An 18,344-nucleotide genomic window follows, 5' to 3' on the forward strand; every position below is an offset into this window, starting at 1 on the left:
CTATGGGCCGCGCGCAGGAGCCCTCTTCGTCGGCGATCGCACGTGTTCCGGCCGGCCGGAACATCAGCGATGACAGGCTGCTGGTCGTGCGGGCTTCCGAAGGGGATGACGACGCATTCGCTGTCTTGGTCCGCCGTCACAGCGGCCCACTCCTCGCGCTCGCCCACCACATGCTCGCCAACCAGGCCGACGCCGAGGACGCCGTCCAGGACGCCTTTCTCAGCGCCTGGCGACGGCTGCCGGAGTTCCGCCGCGACGCCTCGTTCAGCACGTGGATGTACCGCATCGTCACCAACCGCTGTCTCAATACCCTGCGCCGCCGACCCCCCGCCCTTCCCCTGGACACTGTCCCCGAACTCGCCGCCCGCAATCCGGGCAGCTCGCCACCGCGCCTCGCAGAATCGGATGCGGCCACTGCCGCCCTGGCCCAGGCGCTTCGCGGGCTCAGCCCCGAGCAGCGGGCCTGCTGGATCCTGCGGGAACTGCACGGACTGCATTACGAGGATATCGCACAGGTGACCGGGGCCAGCGAACAGACGGTGCGCGGCAGACTTTTTCGCGCACGACACGCTCTGAAAGAGGCGATGCGCCCATGGCGCTAGATGACCCGTGCCCCGACGTCGGAGGCAAGCCGCCGACCGATGGGGCCGATCTGTCCCGCACTCCGCCGTTGCGCGAAGCGGAACTGCTGGCCGGGGACGAGTTGCTGCCGTGCGGCCGCCCCCTCAGCCACGCCTGGGAACAGGCACGCGACAACGACGCCATGGCAGACCCGCACACCGCCCGCTGCGCGCACTGCCGGCAGGCGGTCGAAGGACTGGCTGCCCTGAACGCAGCCACGCGCGCTTTGCGTGCGAAGGAACTCCCCAGCGGGCACAGCCTCGCCGACCGGGTCATCAACGCGGTCCGGGCCGAGGTACGCATCGGTGCGATGCTGCCACTGAACGACCCCGCTCACGACCTGCAGATCGCCGAGAGTGCCGCCGCTAAAGTCCTGCGTCGCGCAGCCGACAGCGTCCCCGGCGCCCGAGCCGCGAGTTGCCGCCTCACACCCACCGGCACCAACACCGCCGTCCACGTCGCCATGACCCTGGCCACCGCCCTCGACCAGCCGCTACCCGATCGGGCCGCCCAGGTACGCCGAGCCGTCTTGCATGCCGCAGACCGCGAGCTGGGCATGGCCCTCGCCGGCATCGACCTGAAGATCGACGCCGTCCTGGACCCCTTCGACGCGTCCAGTCACGAGCCGACCGAGCCGAGCGAACAGCTATGACCGCCGCCACAGATCAAGACATTCGCCAAGCCGCCGCCTATGCAGCCCTCGACGTTCCCGGCGTGGCCGCCCTCCAGCCCGGCCTCGCCGACCGCCTGGCCGCCACAGCCGCCCGCCTGCGGTACACCGCGGGAGGAATTGACACGCACTCAACCGAGGTCGGCATTCGGACCGAACGCACATCGGAAGACGGGTGGCACGTAGAAGTACGCTGCGTCGTGCACGAAAGCCACCGCGTTCTGGACGTGGCCCAGCAGGTACATGAAAACGTCCACGCCGCCGTCACCGCCCTCCTGGCCGAGCACGCCACACACGCACCAGTCGCCGTCCTCGTGACAGTCATCCGCACTGTGTGACCAAGAGCATCCGGGCGTGCGACGGGCGGGTATGCGCTCGGACGTGGGCGGGCGACCGGCGGTCTTCAGCGAGGTTTGGTCGCGCACCGTGTAAGAGGCCGCGCGGATAGGCGGCAGGCAGGTCGGCCGGCAGACGGGCGGGCACAGGTCTCCGTGATCACGGGGTTGCGACGCTCTGTGATCACTGAGAGACCTGTGCCTGCGCTGCCATGGTTCGAGAGGCGCACGGGAATCAAGAGGTGATCCGCCCCGGATGGTGAGCCGTTGAAACTCGGATGCGTGCGCCGCTCTCGCCTGCCATTCTCGGCAGCATGCGTACGTTCGAAGAGCTCGTCGACGAAGGCGAGACCGTCCCCACCCCGGGGTGGGACTTCTCCTGGTTCGCCGGTCGTGCCAGCGAGGAGCGGCCGTCCTGGGGGTACGCGAAGCTGCTCGCCGAGCGGATGGCGAAGGCGTCGGCCGGACTCGACATCCAGACGGGCGGCGGCGAGGTGCTGGCCTCGATCCCCATCGCCCCGCCGGTCCTGGTAGCAACGGAGTCCTGGCCCCCGAACGTCGCGATTGCTCGCCGCGCCCTGGCGAAGTTCGACGCGGCCGTCGTCGAGGCCGAGGACGCGGCCGACCTGCCGTTCGCGGGGGAGTCGTTCGACCTGGTGGTCAGTCGGCACCCCGTGGTGACCCGGTGGGACGAGGTGCGACGGGTGCTACGCCCGGGCGGCACGTACCTGGCCCAACACGTCGGCTCCGGCTCGGTGCGAGAGCTGACCGAGTTCATGATGGGGCCTCAGCCGCTGATGTCGCGGCCGATTCCGATAGCCACCATCTATGCGGGCACAAGCACGATCGCGGCGGTGGCCGCCGCGGAGGCAGCGGGTCTGGACGTCGTCGACGTGCGTCAGGAAGCCCTCCGGATGGAGTTCCATGACGTCGCCACGGTGGTCCACTTCCTGCGCAAAGTGATCTGGATCGTCCCCGGCTTCACGGTGGACGCCTACCGCGACCGCCTGGCGGAACTCCACTCCTTCATCAGACGCCATGGTCCGTTCGTCGCTCACTCGCAGCGTTTCCTCATCGAGGCGCACAGGCGGAGGTAGCGAGAGCGTCCGCACCGGTCACTCGCGGTCCGCGGCTGCGCCGGCCGCGCATACCTCCGCGGGCGGCCTCGTCAGGAAGCTGCTTGCGATCCCCGACTGACTGGTCAGCCGTTAAGAGGTCGCTCGAGTCGGCAGCCGCTCAGGGACGGCGTCGGGGGTGTGTGTCCCAGCGGTGGGTGGTCCAGGCTCGGCGAATCAGGCTACGGACGGTGATGACTGTGTCGGCCAGGTCGAAGAAGGCGTTGATAACGGTCGCGCGGCGCTAGTAGCAGCGGGCGAGGCGGTCGAAGGTGTTCTGCCAGGCGTGGGTGCGCTCGACATGCCACCGCTGACTGGCCTGGATGGGTGCCTTCTCGCCCTTGTGCGCGATGCGACCCTGCAGGTTGCGGGCGGTGAGTTCGGTGCGGGTCTTGTCCGAGTCGTAGCCTGCGTCCAGGTGCACCGTGATGTCGTCGGGCAGCAGTCCGAGGTCGTCCAGTAGGCCCAGCGTCGGCGCGAGCAGCGGCGAGTCGTGGCGGTTCGCCCCGGCCAGGACCCGGCCTAGCGGAATTCCGTAACCATCCGTCATGCCCGAGCGTTTCAGGCCCTGTTTGCCGCGGTCTACCGGAGAGGGCCGGCGACCTCGCCGCCGCCGGGGGCTTTGGTGATGGAGCCGTCAACGGCGATCTGGTCGAGCACGAGCCCGACGATCCGGTCGTAGGATTCCAGCGCGATCTGCTTGAGCCGGACGAAGAGACCGAGCCGGATCCACTCGTCGCGGCGGTTGCGGATGGTGGTCGCCGAGCAGGTCGTGTCGGCGATCGCCGCGGTCGGCGGAGCTGTGGTTCGGCGGGGGCCGGAGCGTGGAGGCTGAACGTCGGCTACCGGGCGAGAAGTGCTCTGACGGTTTTCCCGCCGGCTGCCCGGCTGGTGACTGTGGTGGTGTGGGCGAGGCGGTTGACCATGGGCCAGCCGAAGCCTCCCGTGCCGCCGTTCAGGTCGGGGGTGCGCATGCGCGGGGCCCGCGGGCTGGGGTCGTCGACGGCCACCTCGATGGTGTCGGGGTGGGCGGTCAGGCGGAGTGTGAAGGTTCCCCCGCCGTGGCGCAGGGCGTTGGTGACGAGTTCGGAGACGACCAGGATGACGGTGTCGGTGATTTCGGAGGCGATTTGCGGCGGTCCGAGGGACTGAAGGAAGGACCGGGTGGTATTGCGTGCGTCGGCGACGGTGCTCGCGGAATGGTCAGCTGCGGCGTTGACGCTCACTGTGTTCATTCAGGTCACCTCGGTCTCTGGTCTGTCCATCCCGTTCCGTCCTGTGTGGCATCTTGTGCCCGGTCCGGGGTCCGTCAACCGGTCGCTGTTCTGTTCGAGGGCGACTACCTCACTGTCGGACACGCGAATATCTGTGATGGCTGGAGTAGACATTGGGTGGTGGTGTGGTTATGGTTTCTCTCGTAGTCGAGATCGAGAAGGGCCCGGCAGAGAGGAATTGCCGGGAAGCAGTACGCAGTTGTAGTTGTGGTTCGCAGGACGGTGCGGTGGTGGAGTTGCGAAGCCAGGGCGGTTGCAGGGCGGCGACGGGACTGACGACCGGACCGGGTGGCCCGCAGTGATCAGGGGCCGCCACCAGCAGTACCGCAGTTAACGCAGTGGCACCAACCGCAAAGTGCAGTTCGTAGTGTCAGCAGTGAAGTCAGTGAGCGATACCTCGGTGAAGGCGTCGGCTGCGGGCGCGCGCACCGGGAGGTTCGGCAGTGGGGTTCTAAGCCAGAGCAGATGCAGGACGGGCGACGGGGCTGGCTGCCGAAGAGTGGCGCTATGCGAGGCCACAGCAGTACGCAACATCAACAGTACAAGCAGTTCGCAGTGCAGCAGTACCCGCGTCACAGCAGTAAGAATTGCCAGCAGTTCGCGTCCCCCCGTTTGGTCAGTAAGGGATTCAGAGGGAAGAACGGAGGAGTTGTCCGCCATCAGGATCGCCCGGACGCAGTTGAGTTCGGGTACCGCAGGACATCGATAGTGAGGTGGTCTCCGGTCACGCATTCGCGATCCCCGCACCCCCAGCAGCCTTCAGGCCGGGCCCGCGGAAACAGAAGGTCGGCGCAGTACTAGGCCGGCAGATGGTGTAGCAGTTCCTTCGGGGCCCTGGTGCCGTACGGCACCAGGGCCCCTCCACGCGTTCCATGAAGAGGTGCGATGACAGCAGACGATTCCTACGGCCGACTCGACGATGACGATTATCCCGCATACACCATGGGCCGGGCCGCCGACATGCTCGGCACCACCCAGGGCTTCCTCCGAGCCATCGGAGACGCCCGCCTGATCACCCCGCTCCGCTCCGAAGGCGGTCACCGACGCTACTCCCGCTACCAACTGCGTATCGCCGCGCGCGCCCGCGAGCTCGTCGACCAGGGAACTCCTATCGAGGCTGCCTGCCGCATCGTGATCTTCGAAGACCAGCTCGACGAAGCCCAGCGCATCAACACCGAACACCGAACACCGCGGCGCCGAATCGGCGAATCCACTGGACACGTCCCCCCATCGGGCTGCCTCCACCACGGCTTTTGGACCACCGACGGCACGGTAACAGGCCGGGCGCCCGGCTTCCTGGCCCTCCCCGACCCCAGCGGGACACCCTCTGGCCTGGCGACAACGTATCTGCGGCGCACGCTCACGACGGTGAGCCGGCCCAAGGTCGCCTCCGGCTTCGTGGTCCTGCCGGCGGTCTTTTGCCGGCGGTCCCACCCGATCGAGCGATGTCCTGGGGCTGCTCGTCCGGGGTGGACTAAAGCATGGCGAGCTCCTGCGGGCCGGTGTCGGAGGCCGTGTGCCAGCTGATCAGGCAGATCGTGATCGGTTGCCGCACCGGTGACGACACCGGCCTGAACACCCTGATCGAGCAATTCGCCGACGGTGCCGATGTCACCGCGCTGCTGCTCCTGCGGCGCCGTCTTCACGAGGACCTGCGACCCACGGGGTCGCCGCCCGGCTGCCTCTTGAACACCCGGCGGCAGCCTCCGGCGTGTGTCAGTGCCGCGGCGCGGTGCACCCGGTGGGGTGAAGTCCCCCCGGAGGCAGGTGTTTGAGGGGCGGGTAGTCGTTGATCTCGCAGTGACAGTGATGCAGCAGGCCGCGCCCCTGACCGGGCGCAGGAGAAGGATCACGCGGGGCGAAGGCGTTCCGGTTCTGCTTGTAGATGACCCGCCGATCTATGCGGCGTTGGTCGCCCGGTGGCGGCAGGCCGGACGGACGGTTCCCGGACAGCATGACCGTGAATGGGTTGATCTGGTCGCCGCCGTGCCCTACCTGGACCTGTAGTCACGGTGCGATGCCGGCCTTCCCCCCGCCCTCGCGCCGAACACAGCGGGGCGGTCGCTGTCGGCGGTCTCCGCCCGCGCTCGTGGGGGCAGGCCCGTGACTTCGCAGTGCACTCCATGACGCCCCATTCAACCTTCGCGCCTTGAGACCCGCCGTGGCTCGTTCTCTTCGGTGCGGTTCAGTGGGTAGCGGTGAGCCACCGCTGTAGGGCGGCGTGGGTCGTGTCGTCGAGAAGGGACGGTTCCACCACGGTGTCGACACCACCCGGATGCTCCTATTAGGCGGGGCGGCTGGTCTTGCGGCGGCGCACGATGAAGATCGCGCCGGCGCCGATGGCGACGGTGGCGGCGCCGATACCGGCGATCATCGGGGTGGCGTAGGAGGAGCCGGTTTCGGCGAGGTTGCCGGTGACGTGGGGCAGGGTGTTCTTGTTGGGCGTGGTGGTGGGCAGCGGGGCCTTGCCGCCGGCCTGAGGGACGGTGCCGTCGGTGGGAGTGCCGGGGCGGACGATCTGGACGAGGTAGGCGTGGCCGCTGTCGCCGAGGCAGCGGTCCTGGTCGTTGGCGTACACGCCGCCGCCGATGGTCATGCCCTTGCCAACGGGGGCGGTGGCCTTGACGTCCAGGCGCAGCTTGATGGTGATCTTCTCGCCGGCTTTGAGGGTGTCGCTGAAGCCGGCGAAGCCGACGGAGTGGCCGGCGCCGTCGTTGATGTTCTGCCAGGTACCGCCCTGTTCGTCGTATGCCTGCAGCACGACCTGCTTGGTGGAGAAGGCGTCCGGGGCATCCTGGGAGGCGGGGCCGACACCGGCGTAGAACAGGACAGCGGAGGCGTCCTTGTCGGACTGGTTGGTCGTGGTCAGGGTGAAGTTGTGCCAGCCGCTGCCCGCGACGATCTTGCCGGGCAGGCCGGTGAGGGTGGTGGTGACCTTCTCCTGGTAGCCGGGCTTGTCCGCGCACAGCCCGGGCTGGTCGGTCGGCTCATCGGTCGGCGAGCCCGAGGTGCTGGGCTGCGCAGGAGTCGAGGCGCTGGCGGTCGGCTTCGTGCTCACGGTGGCCGACGCGGTGGGGCTGGCGGTGTTCGAGGGCGTCACCGACGGGCTGGTCGAAACGCTCGGGCTCGCCGTGGCGGAGGTGCCCGGAGCGGGAAGTGCGGTGTCTGCGAACGCGTTGCTCGCGGACAGCAGTGCGGCGGGCGCGATGGCGGCGGTCGCGGCGACGGTCACCAGGGTGCGGCGGAGCTTCATGCAAGACCTCTCGGGTCCAAAGAGATAGGAGGGCCGCCGCGGACGGAACACACGCAGGACGGCCGGAGCTGATCATATGGCCGATTGCAGGCCTGGTCGGTGAACGTTGGACAAGCGGGAATCCCTCAACACCCATGCATGCGTCGGACATATGGCGTGTGCTCGGACAGTTGCCCACCCTCGCGAGAAGTCTTCCGTGACCTACGTCACCGCCGTTTTCGGCGGCGCTTACGGGAAAGGGTGTGCGCCCGCCAGGCGGCCCCCGGGTGGGAGCGGTGGTTGCCTGGCGGGCGCGTGGGGCGGATGGCCGGCGGGGTGTCCGGCGGGTTGGTCAGCCGACGAGGGCGTTGTACATCTGCCAGCCGGTGGTGACGAGCGTGCGGGCGGCGAAGGGTGCGGCGGGGTTGCCGGTGCCGCGGTAGAGCCAGAGGCTGCCGGTGGTGTCCCGGGCCAGGAGATCCGCTTTGCCGTCGTTGGTCAGGTCGGATGTGCCGACGATGAGGTTGTGCATCTGCCAGCCGGTGCCGACCTTGAGGCGAGCGGCCCAAGGTGCGGAGGGGTTGCCGGTGCCGCGGTAGAGCCAGAGGCCGCCGGTGGTGTCGCGGGCGATCAGGTCGGGTTTTCCGTCGCCGGTCAGATCGCCTCCGCCGACCAGCATGTTGTGCATCTGCCAGCCGGTGCCGACCTTGAGCCGGGTGGCGAAGGGTGCCGCCGGGTTGCCGGTGCCGCGGTAGAGCCAGAGGATCCCTGCGGTATCCCGGGCGATCAGGTCGGGGTTTCCGTCTCCGGTGACGTCGCCCACGCCCACCAGGGCGTTGTAGATCTGCCAGCCGGATCCGGCGTTGACGCGTGGCGCGAAGGGGGCCGAGATATTGCCGGTGGCCTTGTAGTACCACAAGGTGCCCGCCGGATCCCGGGCGAGCAGGTCGCCCGTTGCGTTGGCGTGCAGTCCGGACAGGTCGAACAGGGCGTTGTAGCCCTGCCAGCCGGCACCGAGACGGTAGCGGTACAGGAACGGGGCGCTCGGGCTCCCGCTGCCCTGGTACTGCCACAGCACGCCGGACTTGTCGAGTGCGACCAGGTCGGAACGGGTCGCACCGCTCGCCGGTCGGGTGCTGCTGATCTGCCGCACGTCATCGGCTCGGACCCAGGCGAGGCGGTGATTGAACCTAATCGGGATGAACTTCGTGGTTCCGGTGACCAGTGTGTGGTCGCCGGGGGCGCTGTTGTCGAAGTTCATGGCGTAGAAGTAGTCCCCGGCAACGGCCGGGCCGCCGGGCACGTAGACCTGGCCTGCCTTGAGGGTGTACTTCGTCAGCGCCTTGTCGGTGTCGGTCTGGACCGGCACCTGGGTGCCGGTGTAGTCGGCCGTCTGCGGGTACGCCCTGCCGTACACGGGAATCGAGGCGAGTCCCGCCTTCGGGGTCACGACCGGCTGCGCGGTGGTACCCACTGGGGCGGTTCGCTGGCCGCCGGGGTTGTAGAACCAGCCCATGCGGCCGCCGTACCAGATCGCCGTCCAGTCGCCCTTAACCGCTGCGACCACGTAGTGGCCGCCGGTGACGGCCTTGGCGGCCCAGTCCGGTCCCTGCGTGCTGCCCGCGGCGCCCGAGCGAAGATACGCGTCCGCGATCAGCGGCGAGCTGGTGGAGGCATCGGAGTAGAGGTAGAGGAAGTTCGCCGGCCGCGGCGTCTGGGTGGCACAGGTGGGGGTGCAGTACACGATGGCCGGCTGGTTGGCCGTCGTGAACGGCGGTGCGATGGTGATCTCCTGGCCGGCCAGCACCGGGCTGCCCGCGCCCGCGTCGCCGGTCGGCGCGCCCATCAGGGAGAAGTAGTGGTTCCAGTCCCAGTAGGGGCCCGGGTCCCAGTGCATGCCGGCCACGTTGGCGTCGATCGGGCCGGGGACCTCGTCGTGGCCGATGATGTGCTCACGGTCCAGCGGGATGCCGAAGCGGGTGGCGAGGTACTTCACCAGCGCGGCGGATGACTCGTACTGGGATTCGCTGTACCAGGACCCGGCCTTGATCGCGAAGCCCTCGTGCTCGATGCCGACCGAATGCATGTTGAGGGTCTTGTTGCCGGCCTGCCAGGCGGTGTCCTTGGTGGGCACCAGCTGCGTGACCAGACCGTCCGAGGCGCGGATCAGGTAGTGCGCGCTGGCGGACTTCGCCGGGTTCTGGAAGACACTCAGCGAACCTTCGTAGCCGCCCTCGGTGTCGTGGATGACGATGTATCGGATGTCGACACCGTCGGCGGGCCGGTTCGTGACGTCGTAGTTGCCGTAGTCCGCCGGATCCGTGCTGTTCTTCTGGAACGCCGCCGGGCGGAAATCGCAGTTCAGACCCGACGGGCACTCGGGGACCGGAGCGACCGCGGTGCTGGCGAACGTCGCAGCCAGTTTCATCTTCGCCGGCTTCACCGGCGTGACCGACCGGTCGGCGGCCAGGGTGACCCGCTGCCCGTCGGCAGTGACCCGGCTGCTCCCACGGTTGATGGTCTGGAAGACGCGCTGCGTGAACAACTGGGCGCCCTTGGCATCCGGGGCCTGGCTGTAGCGCGCGACGGCCGCGTACCACTGCCCCGCAGCCTTGGGCAGCGAACCCATCGCTTCCTTCTCGTACTGCGCCAGCAGCGCCGCCCCGCCCCGGATGCTCTCCTCGCGGTCGGTGCGCAGCGAGCCGGCCGTCTCGCCGGTCAGCTTGGCTGCCGCGTCTAGCGTGTGCAGCCGGGGGTCGGAGGTGTCCGCCTGGTCATCGCTGCCCTGCAGGGCCCGGACCGGGTTGAACTTCTTCATCCGGGCCGGATCGCCACTCATGTTCAGATGCGACAGCCGCTCCGCTCGGGTCGGCTCCTCCACATCCTTGGCCGTCACCTGAGTCAGGCCCATGACGTTGTAGTTCCCGGCCGTACTGGGCTGCCCCTGGTGCGTCTCCCACCGGGTCAGGTGATAGGAGACCGCCATCAGCACACTCTGCGGTACGTCAAATTCCTGCGCGGCGTCCGCGAACTCCCGCTGCAGCCCTGTGGCCGGATCCAGCGGGGAAGCGGCGCTGCTGGACGAATCCGCCAACGCGAACGTCCCTATGGCCGCCACGGACCCCGCGATGAGCGTCGCTGCGATGCCGATCGGCAGAAACTTCCCCGACCGGCGATGTCTACGAGTCAACGACCTGCCTCGATCTTCCAGCGCACACGGCGCCCCCTATGTGTCATGTCAAAGACAGGCAGGACGCTAGCAGTGGATCCCGATCAGAGCATCGGCGACCTCTTGGTGACCGCTTCGCGGTGCGAGCGGCTGCTACGTCGTCTGCGAGCCGCGGCGAACGGTTCGGTGCTGCCGGCTTGTCGATAGTTCTCATTGGTTATCTGGTTCCCATCGACAGGCAAAATTTTCGCATGTGTGGGTGGTGTAAAGATCATCCAGCTCCCATTTTGGGAGGAAGGGCCATCCTTTGTGTGTAGTTACGGTTCGCGTGAATGGCCCAAGTCATGGGTCGCGCACAGACTGTAGGGACGCATGAGAAGCACGAGGATGAGGGCCTGGCGTGGGACCGCCTGGCCCAGTCCGGGGGGCATATGGACGCGGCGGATCGCTGTGTCCTTGGCCGTGGCGATGGCAGTCACGACGCTGGACGGCGCGAGCGCAGCGATAGCCGCGCCGCAGAAGTCAGCTCCGCAGGCGGCCGGCCACTACGCAACGGCGGCTGCTGATATCCCGTCCGCGCGGGTAGCGGCGCGGTTGTCGGGCAAGCAGGTGGAGGCACTGTCGGAGCGCTCTGAGACCTCCACGACGTGGGTGAACGCGAATGGTTCGCTGACGACGGAGGTGTCGGCCGGCCCGATCCGCTTCAAGGACAACGGCCAGTGGCGGCCCGTCGATCTGGACCTGGTGCAGAACGGTGATGGCACCATCGCGCCCAAGGCCCACCCGCGGGGCCTGAAGCTGGCCGGTGGGGGCGGCACCACAGCCCGCTCGCTGACCGATGCCGGCACCGCGCCCGCTCGTGACCTGGTCACGTTGGGTGCGGGTGATCAGCAGATCGCCCTCCAGTGGAAGGGCGGTCTGCCCAAGCCGGCACTCAGCGGGACCCGCGCCACGTACGTCAACGCCGTTCCGGGCGCGAACCTGGTCGTGGAGGCCACCCGTACCGGTTTCGAGCAGTTCGTCGACATCGCCCAGCGGCCCGCCGCAGGGGGCTTCGCCTATACCTTGCCGCTGAAGACCAAGGGGCTGAGCGTCAAGCAGCTCGCCGACGGCAGTCTGCAGTTCACCGATGCGAAGAACAACAAGCAGGCCGTGATGCCCGCCCCCACCATGTGGGACGCGCAGGTCGATCCGGTCTCCGGCGAGCACACGCACCAGGCACCGGTCGCGTTGAAGGTCGTCGCACACAAGGGCTCGACCGACCTGGTCTTCACCCCGGACACCAAGTTCCTGACGGACCCGGCCACGAAGTTCCCCGTCACGGTGGACCCGTCCACCGCGACCCTCGGAAACGTCTTCGACACCTACGCCCAGCAAGGCGTCACGATCGACGAGTCGACTGACACCGAGCTGGACCTGGGCAACCCGGGCACCACGAACACCGACGGCACGCCCCGCACGGCGCGCTCCTTCATCACCTGGAACACCGCACCGTTCGCGGATGCCCTGGTGACGAACGCGAAGCTGAGCCTGTGGGACTTCCACGCGGGCAACAACGTCGACTGCGCGGCGTACCCGTGGGAAGTGTGGGACGTCGACAAGGCATCCACCTCCACCCGGTGGCCCGCGCAGCCGGTCTGGCACACCAAGTCCGCCACCTCGACGGAGACCCGCGGCAACCCGTCGTGCACCGCGGCACCCGACGGATGGATCAACGCCGACGTCACCACCCTCGCCCAGACCTGGGCGTCATTGAAGAACGCCACCTCCGGGATGGGCCTGCGGGCCTCCAGCGAATCCGTCGTCGCCCAGTGGAAGCGGGTGAACTCCGCTAACGCGGCTACCAACCCGCCGAAGCTGGTCGTCACCTACAACTACCGGCCGCGTACCGGCACCGACCAGCAGGCCGGACCACCGTTCTTCAAGGACACCAGCAACACCTGGCAGGTCAACACGGTGACCCCCCTCCTGCGGGACACCTTCGCTGACCCGAACAACGACAAGGTCAGCGGCACCTTCCAAATCTTCGACAACACCACCGGCACCCAGGTCGGCACCAACCTCACCTCACCGTTCGTGCCCGCCGGCCAGCCCGCATCCGTGACGGTGCCAGCTGGGCTGCTGACCAATGGCAAGACCTACAAATTCCGCACCACCCCGTATGACGGCACGCACTACAACCTCGGGTGGTCGGCATACGGGATCTTCACCGTTGACACCTCCGCACCCTCTGCCCCAGCATCGGTGACCTCCACTGACTACCCGAGTAACGCGTGGGTCAAGGGCGCCGGACAGCCCGGACAGTTCACTGCCACCCCACCGACCGGTGACCAGAACGGCATCGAGTGGTCGCTGGACGGCACCACCTGGACCAAGGTGGCCACCGGAGGTAGCACCGCCCCGGTGACGTTCAATGTCACCCCGGCCAAGGCAGGCACGAATACCCTCCAGGTCCGCACTACGGACAAGGCGGAGAACAAGTCCGAAGCTGTCACCTATGCCTTCCACGCCGGGCCCGGCGGCGTCACTCTGCCGGATGACGGCACCCGCACGGCTGCCCGCGTGCCTCTGACCGCGGAAGCAGACAGCAGCAAGTACAACAACGTGTCCTTCTCGTGGCGTCGTGGCGACGCCGACACCTGGGCACCCATCCCGGCCGGTGATGTCACCAACGCGGGAGCAGCACTCGCCTCCTGGCCGGCCGCACTCACCGCAGGCAAGAGTCCGAACCTGACTTGGAATGCCGCTTCCACCGTCACCCCCGACGGCACGGTGCAGGTCCGCGCGGACTTCACCGGACCGGGCAATGCTGCCGTTTCCTCCGACTCGATCAGCGTGATCGTCGACCGCGCCGCTGACGGCGCGGCCACCGAGAACGTCGGGCCCGGCTCAGTGAACCTGCTCACTGGCGACTACACCTTGTCGGACAGTGACGTGTCGTCCTTCGGGATGAGCGTGACACGGACCGCTTCCTCCCGTTCCCCGCAGGCCGGGGCGGGCCTGGACGGACAGGTGGCGATCTTCGGCAAGGAATGGTTGTCCGGCACAACTGCGGAGGCCACTCAGTCGGACTTCACAGAGATCCGCAAGACCTCGGCTAGCTCACTCGATGTCGTGACCAGCGACGGATCCACGATCAAATTCACCGCGAATGCTGCGAGCAACGGCTGGGTCCCCGAGGCCGATGCTGCGGAACTGGCGCTGAAGGGGACGTTCTCCTCAGGCAATTTCACGCTGTCCGACACCAAGGGGACAGTGACGACGTTCTCCAAGGTCGCTGCTGCCGCGACGACGTGGACCGTGTCGAGCTCTCTGGTCGATGGACTGGCGAACAGCACCACGCAGGTGGTATCCGAGGCCGTGACCGTGGGCGCCAAGACTTTGGCCCGGCCCAAACGGATCATCTCCCCGACCAGTGCGACCACCCTGGCGGCCTGCGACGCGGATCCTTCCGTCAAGGGTTGCCGGGTCCTGGAGTTCGTCTACGCCACATCCACCACCGCCACCGGGTCCACCTCCAGCGCGGACTTCGGCGACTATGCCGGTCAGGTCTCCCAGATCCGGCTGTGGGCCACGGCCCCTGGCGCGGCGATGTCGACGGCCACCGCCGTGGCTCAGTACCGCTACGACATCGGCGGCAGCCTTCGTCAGCAATGGGACCCCAGGTTCGATGCCCAGACCCAGACCCAGTACACCTACGACGGTTCCGGGCGCGTGACATCTACGCAGGACCATGGTCTGCTCCCGTGGCACTTCACGTATGGGCAAGCAGGCTCCAGCCCGACAGCGGGCGCCGGCATGCTGCTGACGGCATCCCGATCCACGCTGACCCCGGGAAGCGCCACCCAGACCAACGGCACAGCTACCACGACCGTCGTCTACGGCGTGCCGCTGACCAGCACAAACGCACCAAATGAGATGGGAATTCAGGCCACCACGTCCTGGGGTCAGAGCGACCTGCCCACCGACGCCACCGCTGTCTTTCCCGCTGACCAAGTACCCACTTCCAGCGTCGGATCCGACTTGGGCGCCGGAAGCTACACCCGCGCCCGGATCCACTACCTGGATGCCTCTGGTCGCCAGGTCGATGAATCCACCCCGGGCCACCATATTTCGGTCACCGAATACGACCAATACGGCAACACCGTCCGCTCGCTGAGCGCTGCCAACCTCGAACTGGCACAAGGCTCTACTCCTGAGCAGAAGAGCCAGCTGACCGACCTGGGCATCAACGCACTGCCCAGTGGCGAACGTGCCCAATTGCTGTCGTCGACCTCGATCTTCGACGCCGCTGGGGCCCGTGGGCTGGAAACCTACGGACCTCTGCATCAGCTCACCCTGGCCGACAACCTGGTCAGTGGGGCGACCACCGTGAGTGCGAAGGGCAGCCAGGTCACCGCCCGCGCCCACACAGTGAAGGAGTACGACGCCGGCCGCCCCAGCGACGGGAGTGCGACGGTTCGGAACCAGGTCACGAAGGTAACCTCCGGGGCACAGTCCCGCGCGTGGCCCGATCTGGTGGCCGACCCACAGGTCACGGCGATCGCCTACGACTGGGCCAAGGGCCGGTCGATCAGCACCACCCAGGATCCGGGCGGTCTGGCGATCACCACGGCGACGGTCTACGACGACCAGGGTCGAGTGACTAAGGCCACCCAGCCCGCTTCCAACGGCGCCGATGCCGGAACCACGATCACCACGTACTACACCGGGAATGGCACTGGCCCTTGCGGCGGTAGGCCGGAGTGGGCCGATGCGGTCTGCCAGACCGGACCGGCCGCCGCTATCACCGGCGGCAGCAGCAACCCCACGCAACTTCCGACCAAGACAAGTGAGTACGGCCTCTTCGGTCAGAGAACCAAGAGCATCGAGGTGGCCAACGGCGTCACCCGCACCATCACCACCAGCTACAACATCGCCGATCAACCCACGACGGTCACCGTGTCCGGGGGACTCGGAGCTACGGTGCCCGCGGTGACCACCACCTACGACACCGCCACCGGACAGGTGCTGACACAGACCTCCAGCACCGGAGGCACGATCACCAAAACCTACGATCAACTCGGCCGCCCGATGTCGTACACCGACGCCGACGGCGCTACCACCACCACCCAGTACGACGCCCTCGACCGGCCCACCACCGTGGCTGACACGGCGCCGTCAACTACGACATACACCTACGACACGGCGATCGACCCCCGCGGTGTGACCACCTCACTCACCGACTCCGTCGCAGGCACCTTCAGCGCCCGCTATGACGCCGACGGTCAGATCGCCACCCAGGGGCTGCCTGGTGGCTACACCCTGCGTCAGAGCCAGGACCCCGAAGGCAACGCGACTACCCGCACCTACACCCGCGACAGCGACAGCACCGTCCTGGTCACGGACAGCATCACCGAGACCGTCCACGGTCAGTGGGCCTCCCACACCGGCACCGCCGGGGTGACCGCATCGCAGAACTACGCTTACGACAAGGCTGGCCGTCTGACTCAAACCCAGGACACCAGTACCGACGGGGCCTGCACAACCCGCACCTATGCCTTCGACAAGAACGCCAACCGCAAGTCGTTGGCCACCACCACGGCGGCGCCCAACGCCGACTGCACCACCAGTGGCGGCACCACCACGACCAACACCTACGACAGCGCCGACCGTCTGGTGAACGCCGGCTACACCTACGATGCCCTCGGGCGCACCACCGCCTTGCCCGGCACTGCCCTGGCCTACTACGCCAACGATCTCGTGCAGCAGCAGACCGCTGGCACTCAGCGTCAAAGCTGGACCCTCGACTCCAGCCTGCGTTTCCGCTCCTCCACCACCGAAACCAACACCGCCGGCACCTGGAACCAGACCGGGACCAAGGTCAACCACTACGGCACCGACTCGGACAGCCCCCGGTGGATCGTCGAGAACAACTCCACCGGCGTTCTGACCCGCAACGTCGTCGGTCTTGACGGCTCCCTCGTCGCCACCTCGACCAATACCGGCGGAACCATCCTGCAACTGGCCAACCTCCACGGCGATATCACCCTTCAGGTACCTGCCGACACCTCCGTGTCCCCGACCGTCCTTGACGCCGACGAGTACGGCAATGCGCGTCCGGGACAACCCACCGCCCGTTACGCCTGGCTCGGGGGCAAACAGCGCTCCGATGAGGCCCTCTCCAGCATCGTCCTCATGGGAGCGCGCCTCTACAATCCGGCTACCGGGCGATTTCTTTCCACCGATCCCGTGACCGGCGGTAGCTCCAACGCCTACGATTACGGAGCCCAGAACCCACTGATCCACTCGGATACGAGCGGAAAGTTCTGGCTCTTTAACTTCTCTCGCTGGAAAGGACATATCGCCTTCGGCTTCACGACCGAACAGGCTCGGGAAATGATGCAGGGATACCTGTGGGGTGCTGCAGGCTTCATCGGTGGCCTGTGCTCTTGGGCCCTGGCAGGCATCGGGGCAGCAATCTGCATGGGTGTCGTCGGCGTAATCGTCGGGGTCCTGTCGCAGGCAGCAAGCGGCTTGGGTGGCTACAGATACCGCCAGGTCGCATTCGCGTACGGTTGGCACTTCAAGTGGTGGGGCGGATACCCGTACTTCTACCACAGTGCAACCTGGACTTGGTGGTAGAAAAGATGAGGGCAGAAGTGAAACCGAAAAATATCGCTATCCAGGTGACTATCGCAGTCGTCACGTTCGTCCTCGGCTGGCGGATCGCAAATAGTTCGTTCCCGCCAGCGCTCTACGTGCTGACCTGGTTCTGCGTTGCAACGATCGCAGTCACTGCGGGTGCATGGCTCAAAGCGCGGCGCTAGATACCCGATTCAACCCGGCTAGCTGAAATATAACTCTGCTGGTTTCTCCGGGCGCACGTAGCTATCGGCCTCCAGGGCTAAATCGCCCTGGAGGCCGATCTCCGTTTAGCCTGCGGAGGATAAGAAGACCGCCGACGAGGTATCCAGAGTTGAACCCGCCGCCCTCGTCGAGGGTGCGGCGCGCCGGAGAGTCGCCGCGTGGAGAATCCGTCACTAGGCCGGGGTCCGGATCGGCGACCGGCACATGGACGCCCTGCTGCAGACCCGATAGGCCGCGCCCCACACGCTAAGGGCTTGCAGATCATTAACACGTTGTCTTGATCTTGTTGCTGGCCTGGCCGGTCAGTGCGAGGACTCGGGCCTGGAGGGTTGTGAGGGATGCGGGTGGGGTCTTCGCGGGCGGGATGGTGATTGCGTGGGCCCCGAGCAGTCTTCTGCTTTTCAGGAGGGTGCGGTGCATGGCCGTGCGGCTGCTGGCGAACAGAACGGCGAGTGGTTCCGCGGCCAGGGCGACCCGCAGGTGGAGAACGGTGGCCAGGATCTGTTCGGGGAAGGTGAGCCGGGGTGGGCGACCGCGCTGGGTATCACCGTCGGGGGCCAACCTTGCTGTGAGGTCGTCCAGTTCCCTGCGGGACATGCCAGTCAGGGCGGGATCGGACAGCAGGGCCTGCTCCCACTGCGTGTCAGCCCGTTGCGGGGCCCGCGCCGCTGGGATGACAGGGCATCTCAGGGGGTGTAGTGCATAGTTCCAGTCGCCGTGGAAGGCGTGGCGGGTCAGCGGCAGGGCGGCCATTTCCGCATCTGCGATCTTCACGCCGGTGGGATAGCTGTTGGTGTCAAGTGCGGCCTTGACGCGAAGTCCGGTGCGGGTGGTGGTTGCTGCGATGCTGTTCACGATGACTTCGTGGCTGGTCAGCGGGCGGCCGCGCCAGTTCATGGTGATGTGCGAGAACAACCGGTGCTCGATCTTGTTCCACTTCGATGTGCCCGGACAATGCCGTTGCTTGATTAGTGAACTATCCCGGGATGCAGAGTGATGACCTTGGGCTCGACCCTCCGTGTGGGTTGCCGGTCCCGGGTGTTGATTCGGTAGGAAAGCTTGGAGGAGTACTTCGAGTC

Annotated in this window: 9 protein-coding genes and 2 pseudogenes; 6 read left to right on the forward strand and 5 right to left on the reverse strand. The window is 67.1% G+C overall.

The features are described 5' to 3' along the window. Positions 1 to 2 precede the first annotated feature (2 nt). The 4 genes from O3W51_RS39480 to O3W51_RS39495 all read left to right on the forward strand — a co-directional run bounded on the left by O3W51_RS39480 (position 3) and on the right by O3W51_RS39495 (position 2,723). Positions 3 to 602, forward strand: coding sequence for an RNA polymerase sigma factor (locus O3W51_RS39480; protein ID WP_269288674.1), 600 nt, complete (start codon positions 3 to 5; stop codon positions 600 to 602). Next, positions 593 to 1,273, forward strand: coding sequence for a hypothetical protein (locus O3W51_RS39485; protein ID WP_269288676.1), 681 nt, complete (start codon positions 593 to 595; stop codon positions 1,271 to 1,273). Before O3W51_RS39480 ends, O3W51_RS39485 begins: the two co-directional genes overlap by 10 nt. Then, positions 1,270 to 1,629 (forward strand): Asp23/Gls24 family envelope stress response protein, encoded by a 360-nt coding sequence (locus O3W51_RS39490; RefSeq protein WP_269288677.1) that lies wholly within the window; start codon positions 1,270 to 1,272, stop codon positions 1,627 to 1,629. Before O3W51_RS39485 ends, O3W51_RS39490 begins: the two co-directional genes overlap by 4 nt. A gap of 311 nt (positions 1,630 to 1,940) precedes the next feature. Next, positions 1,941 to 2,723: a methyltransferase domain-containing protein gene (locus tag O3W51_RS39495; RefSeq protein ID WP_269288678.1), complete on the forward strand. Its 783-nt coding sequence runs from the start codon at positions 1,941 to 1,943 to the stop codon at positions 2,721 to 2,723. Positions 2,724 to 2,862: 139 nt separating this feature from the next. On the opposite strand, the pseudogene O3W51_RS39500 reads toward O3W51_RS39495, so the two are convergent. Together O3W51_RS39500 and O3W51_RS39505 are read right to left on the reverse strand one after the other, a co-directional pair. Then, positions 2,863 to 3,674 (reverse strand): annotated as a pseudogene (locus tag O3W51_RS39500) (IS5 family transposase). After that, complete coding sequence (locus O3W51_RS39505; protein ID WP_269288680.1) at positions 3,584 to 3,976, reverse strand: ATP-binding protein; 393 nt, start codon at positions 3,974 to 3,976, stop codon at positions 3,584 to 3,586. Before O3W51_RS39505 ends, O3W51_RS39500 begins: the two are co-directional and overlap by 91 nt. A gap of 924 nt (positions 3,977 to 4,900) precedes the next feature. Between O3W51_RS39505 and O3W51_RS39510 the strand changes: the two are divergent. Beyond that, positions 4,901 to 5,209: pseudogene (locus O3W51_RS39510) on the forward strand (MerR family transcriptional regulator); the annotation flags it as partial. Positions 5,210 to 6,299: 1,090 nt separating this feature from the next. Here O3W51_RS39510 and O3W51_RS39515 read toward each other — a convergent pair. Both O3W51_RS39515 and O3W51_RS39520 read right to left on the reverse strand, forming a co-directional pair. Further along, on the reverse strand, positions 6,300 to 7,268 hold the full coding sequence (locus O3W51_RS39515; protein ID WP_269288681.1) for an LAETG motif-containing sortase-dependent surface protein: 969 nt from the start codon (positions 7,266 to 7,268) through the stop codon (positions 6,300 to 6,302). A 331-nt stretch (positions 7,269 to 7,599) separates the two neighbouring features. Next, a complete protein-coding gene (locus tag O3W51_RS39520) occupies positions 7,600 to 10,341 on the reverse strand; it encodes an N-acetylmuramoyl-L-alanine amidase (protein ID WP_269288682.1) in 2,742 nt (913 codons plus the stop codon). A gap of 543 nt (positions 10,342 to 10,884) precedes the next feature. Between O3W51_RS39520 and O3W51_RS39525 the strand changes: the two genes are divergently transcribed. Next, positions 10,885 to 17,040, forward strand: a complete 6,156-nt coding sequence (locus O3W51_RS39525) for an RHS repeat-associated core domain-containing protein (RefSeq protein WP_269288684.1) — start codon at positions 10,885 to 10,887, stop codon at positions 17,038 to 17,040. Between the two features lie 489 nt (positions 17,041 to 17,529). Here O3W51_RS39525 and O3W51_RS39530 read toward each other — a convergent pair. Next, on the reverse strand, positions 17,530 to 18,344 hold an 815-nt coding region (locus O3W51_RS39530), incomplete at its 5' end, for an ISAzo13-like element transposase-related protein (RefSeq protein WP_417792615.1).

Source organism: Streptomyces sp. H39-C1, assembly GCF_027158125.1.
Classification (GTDB): Bacteria; Actinomycetota; Actinomycetes; order Streptomycetales; family Streptomycetaceae; genus Actinacidiphila; species Actinacidiphila fildesensis.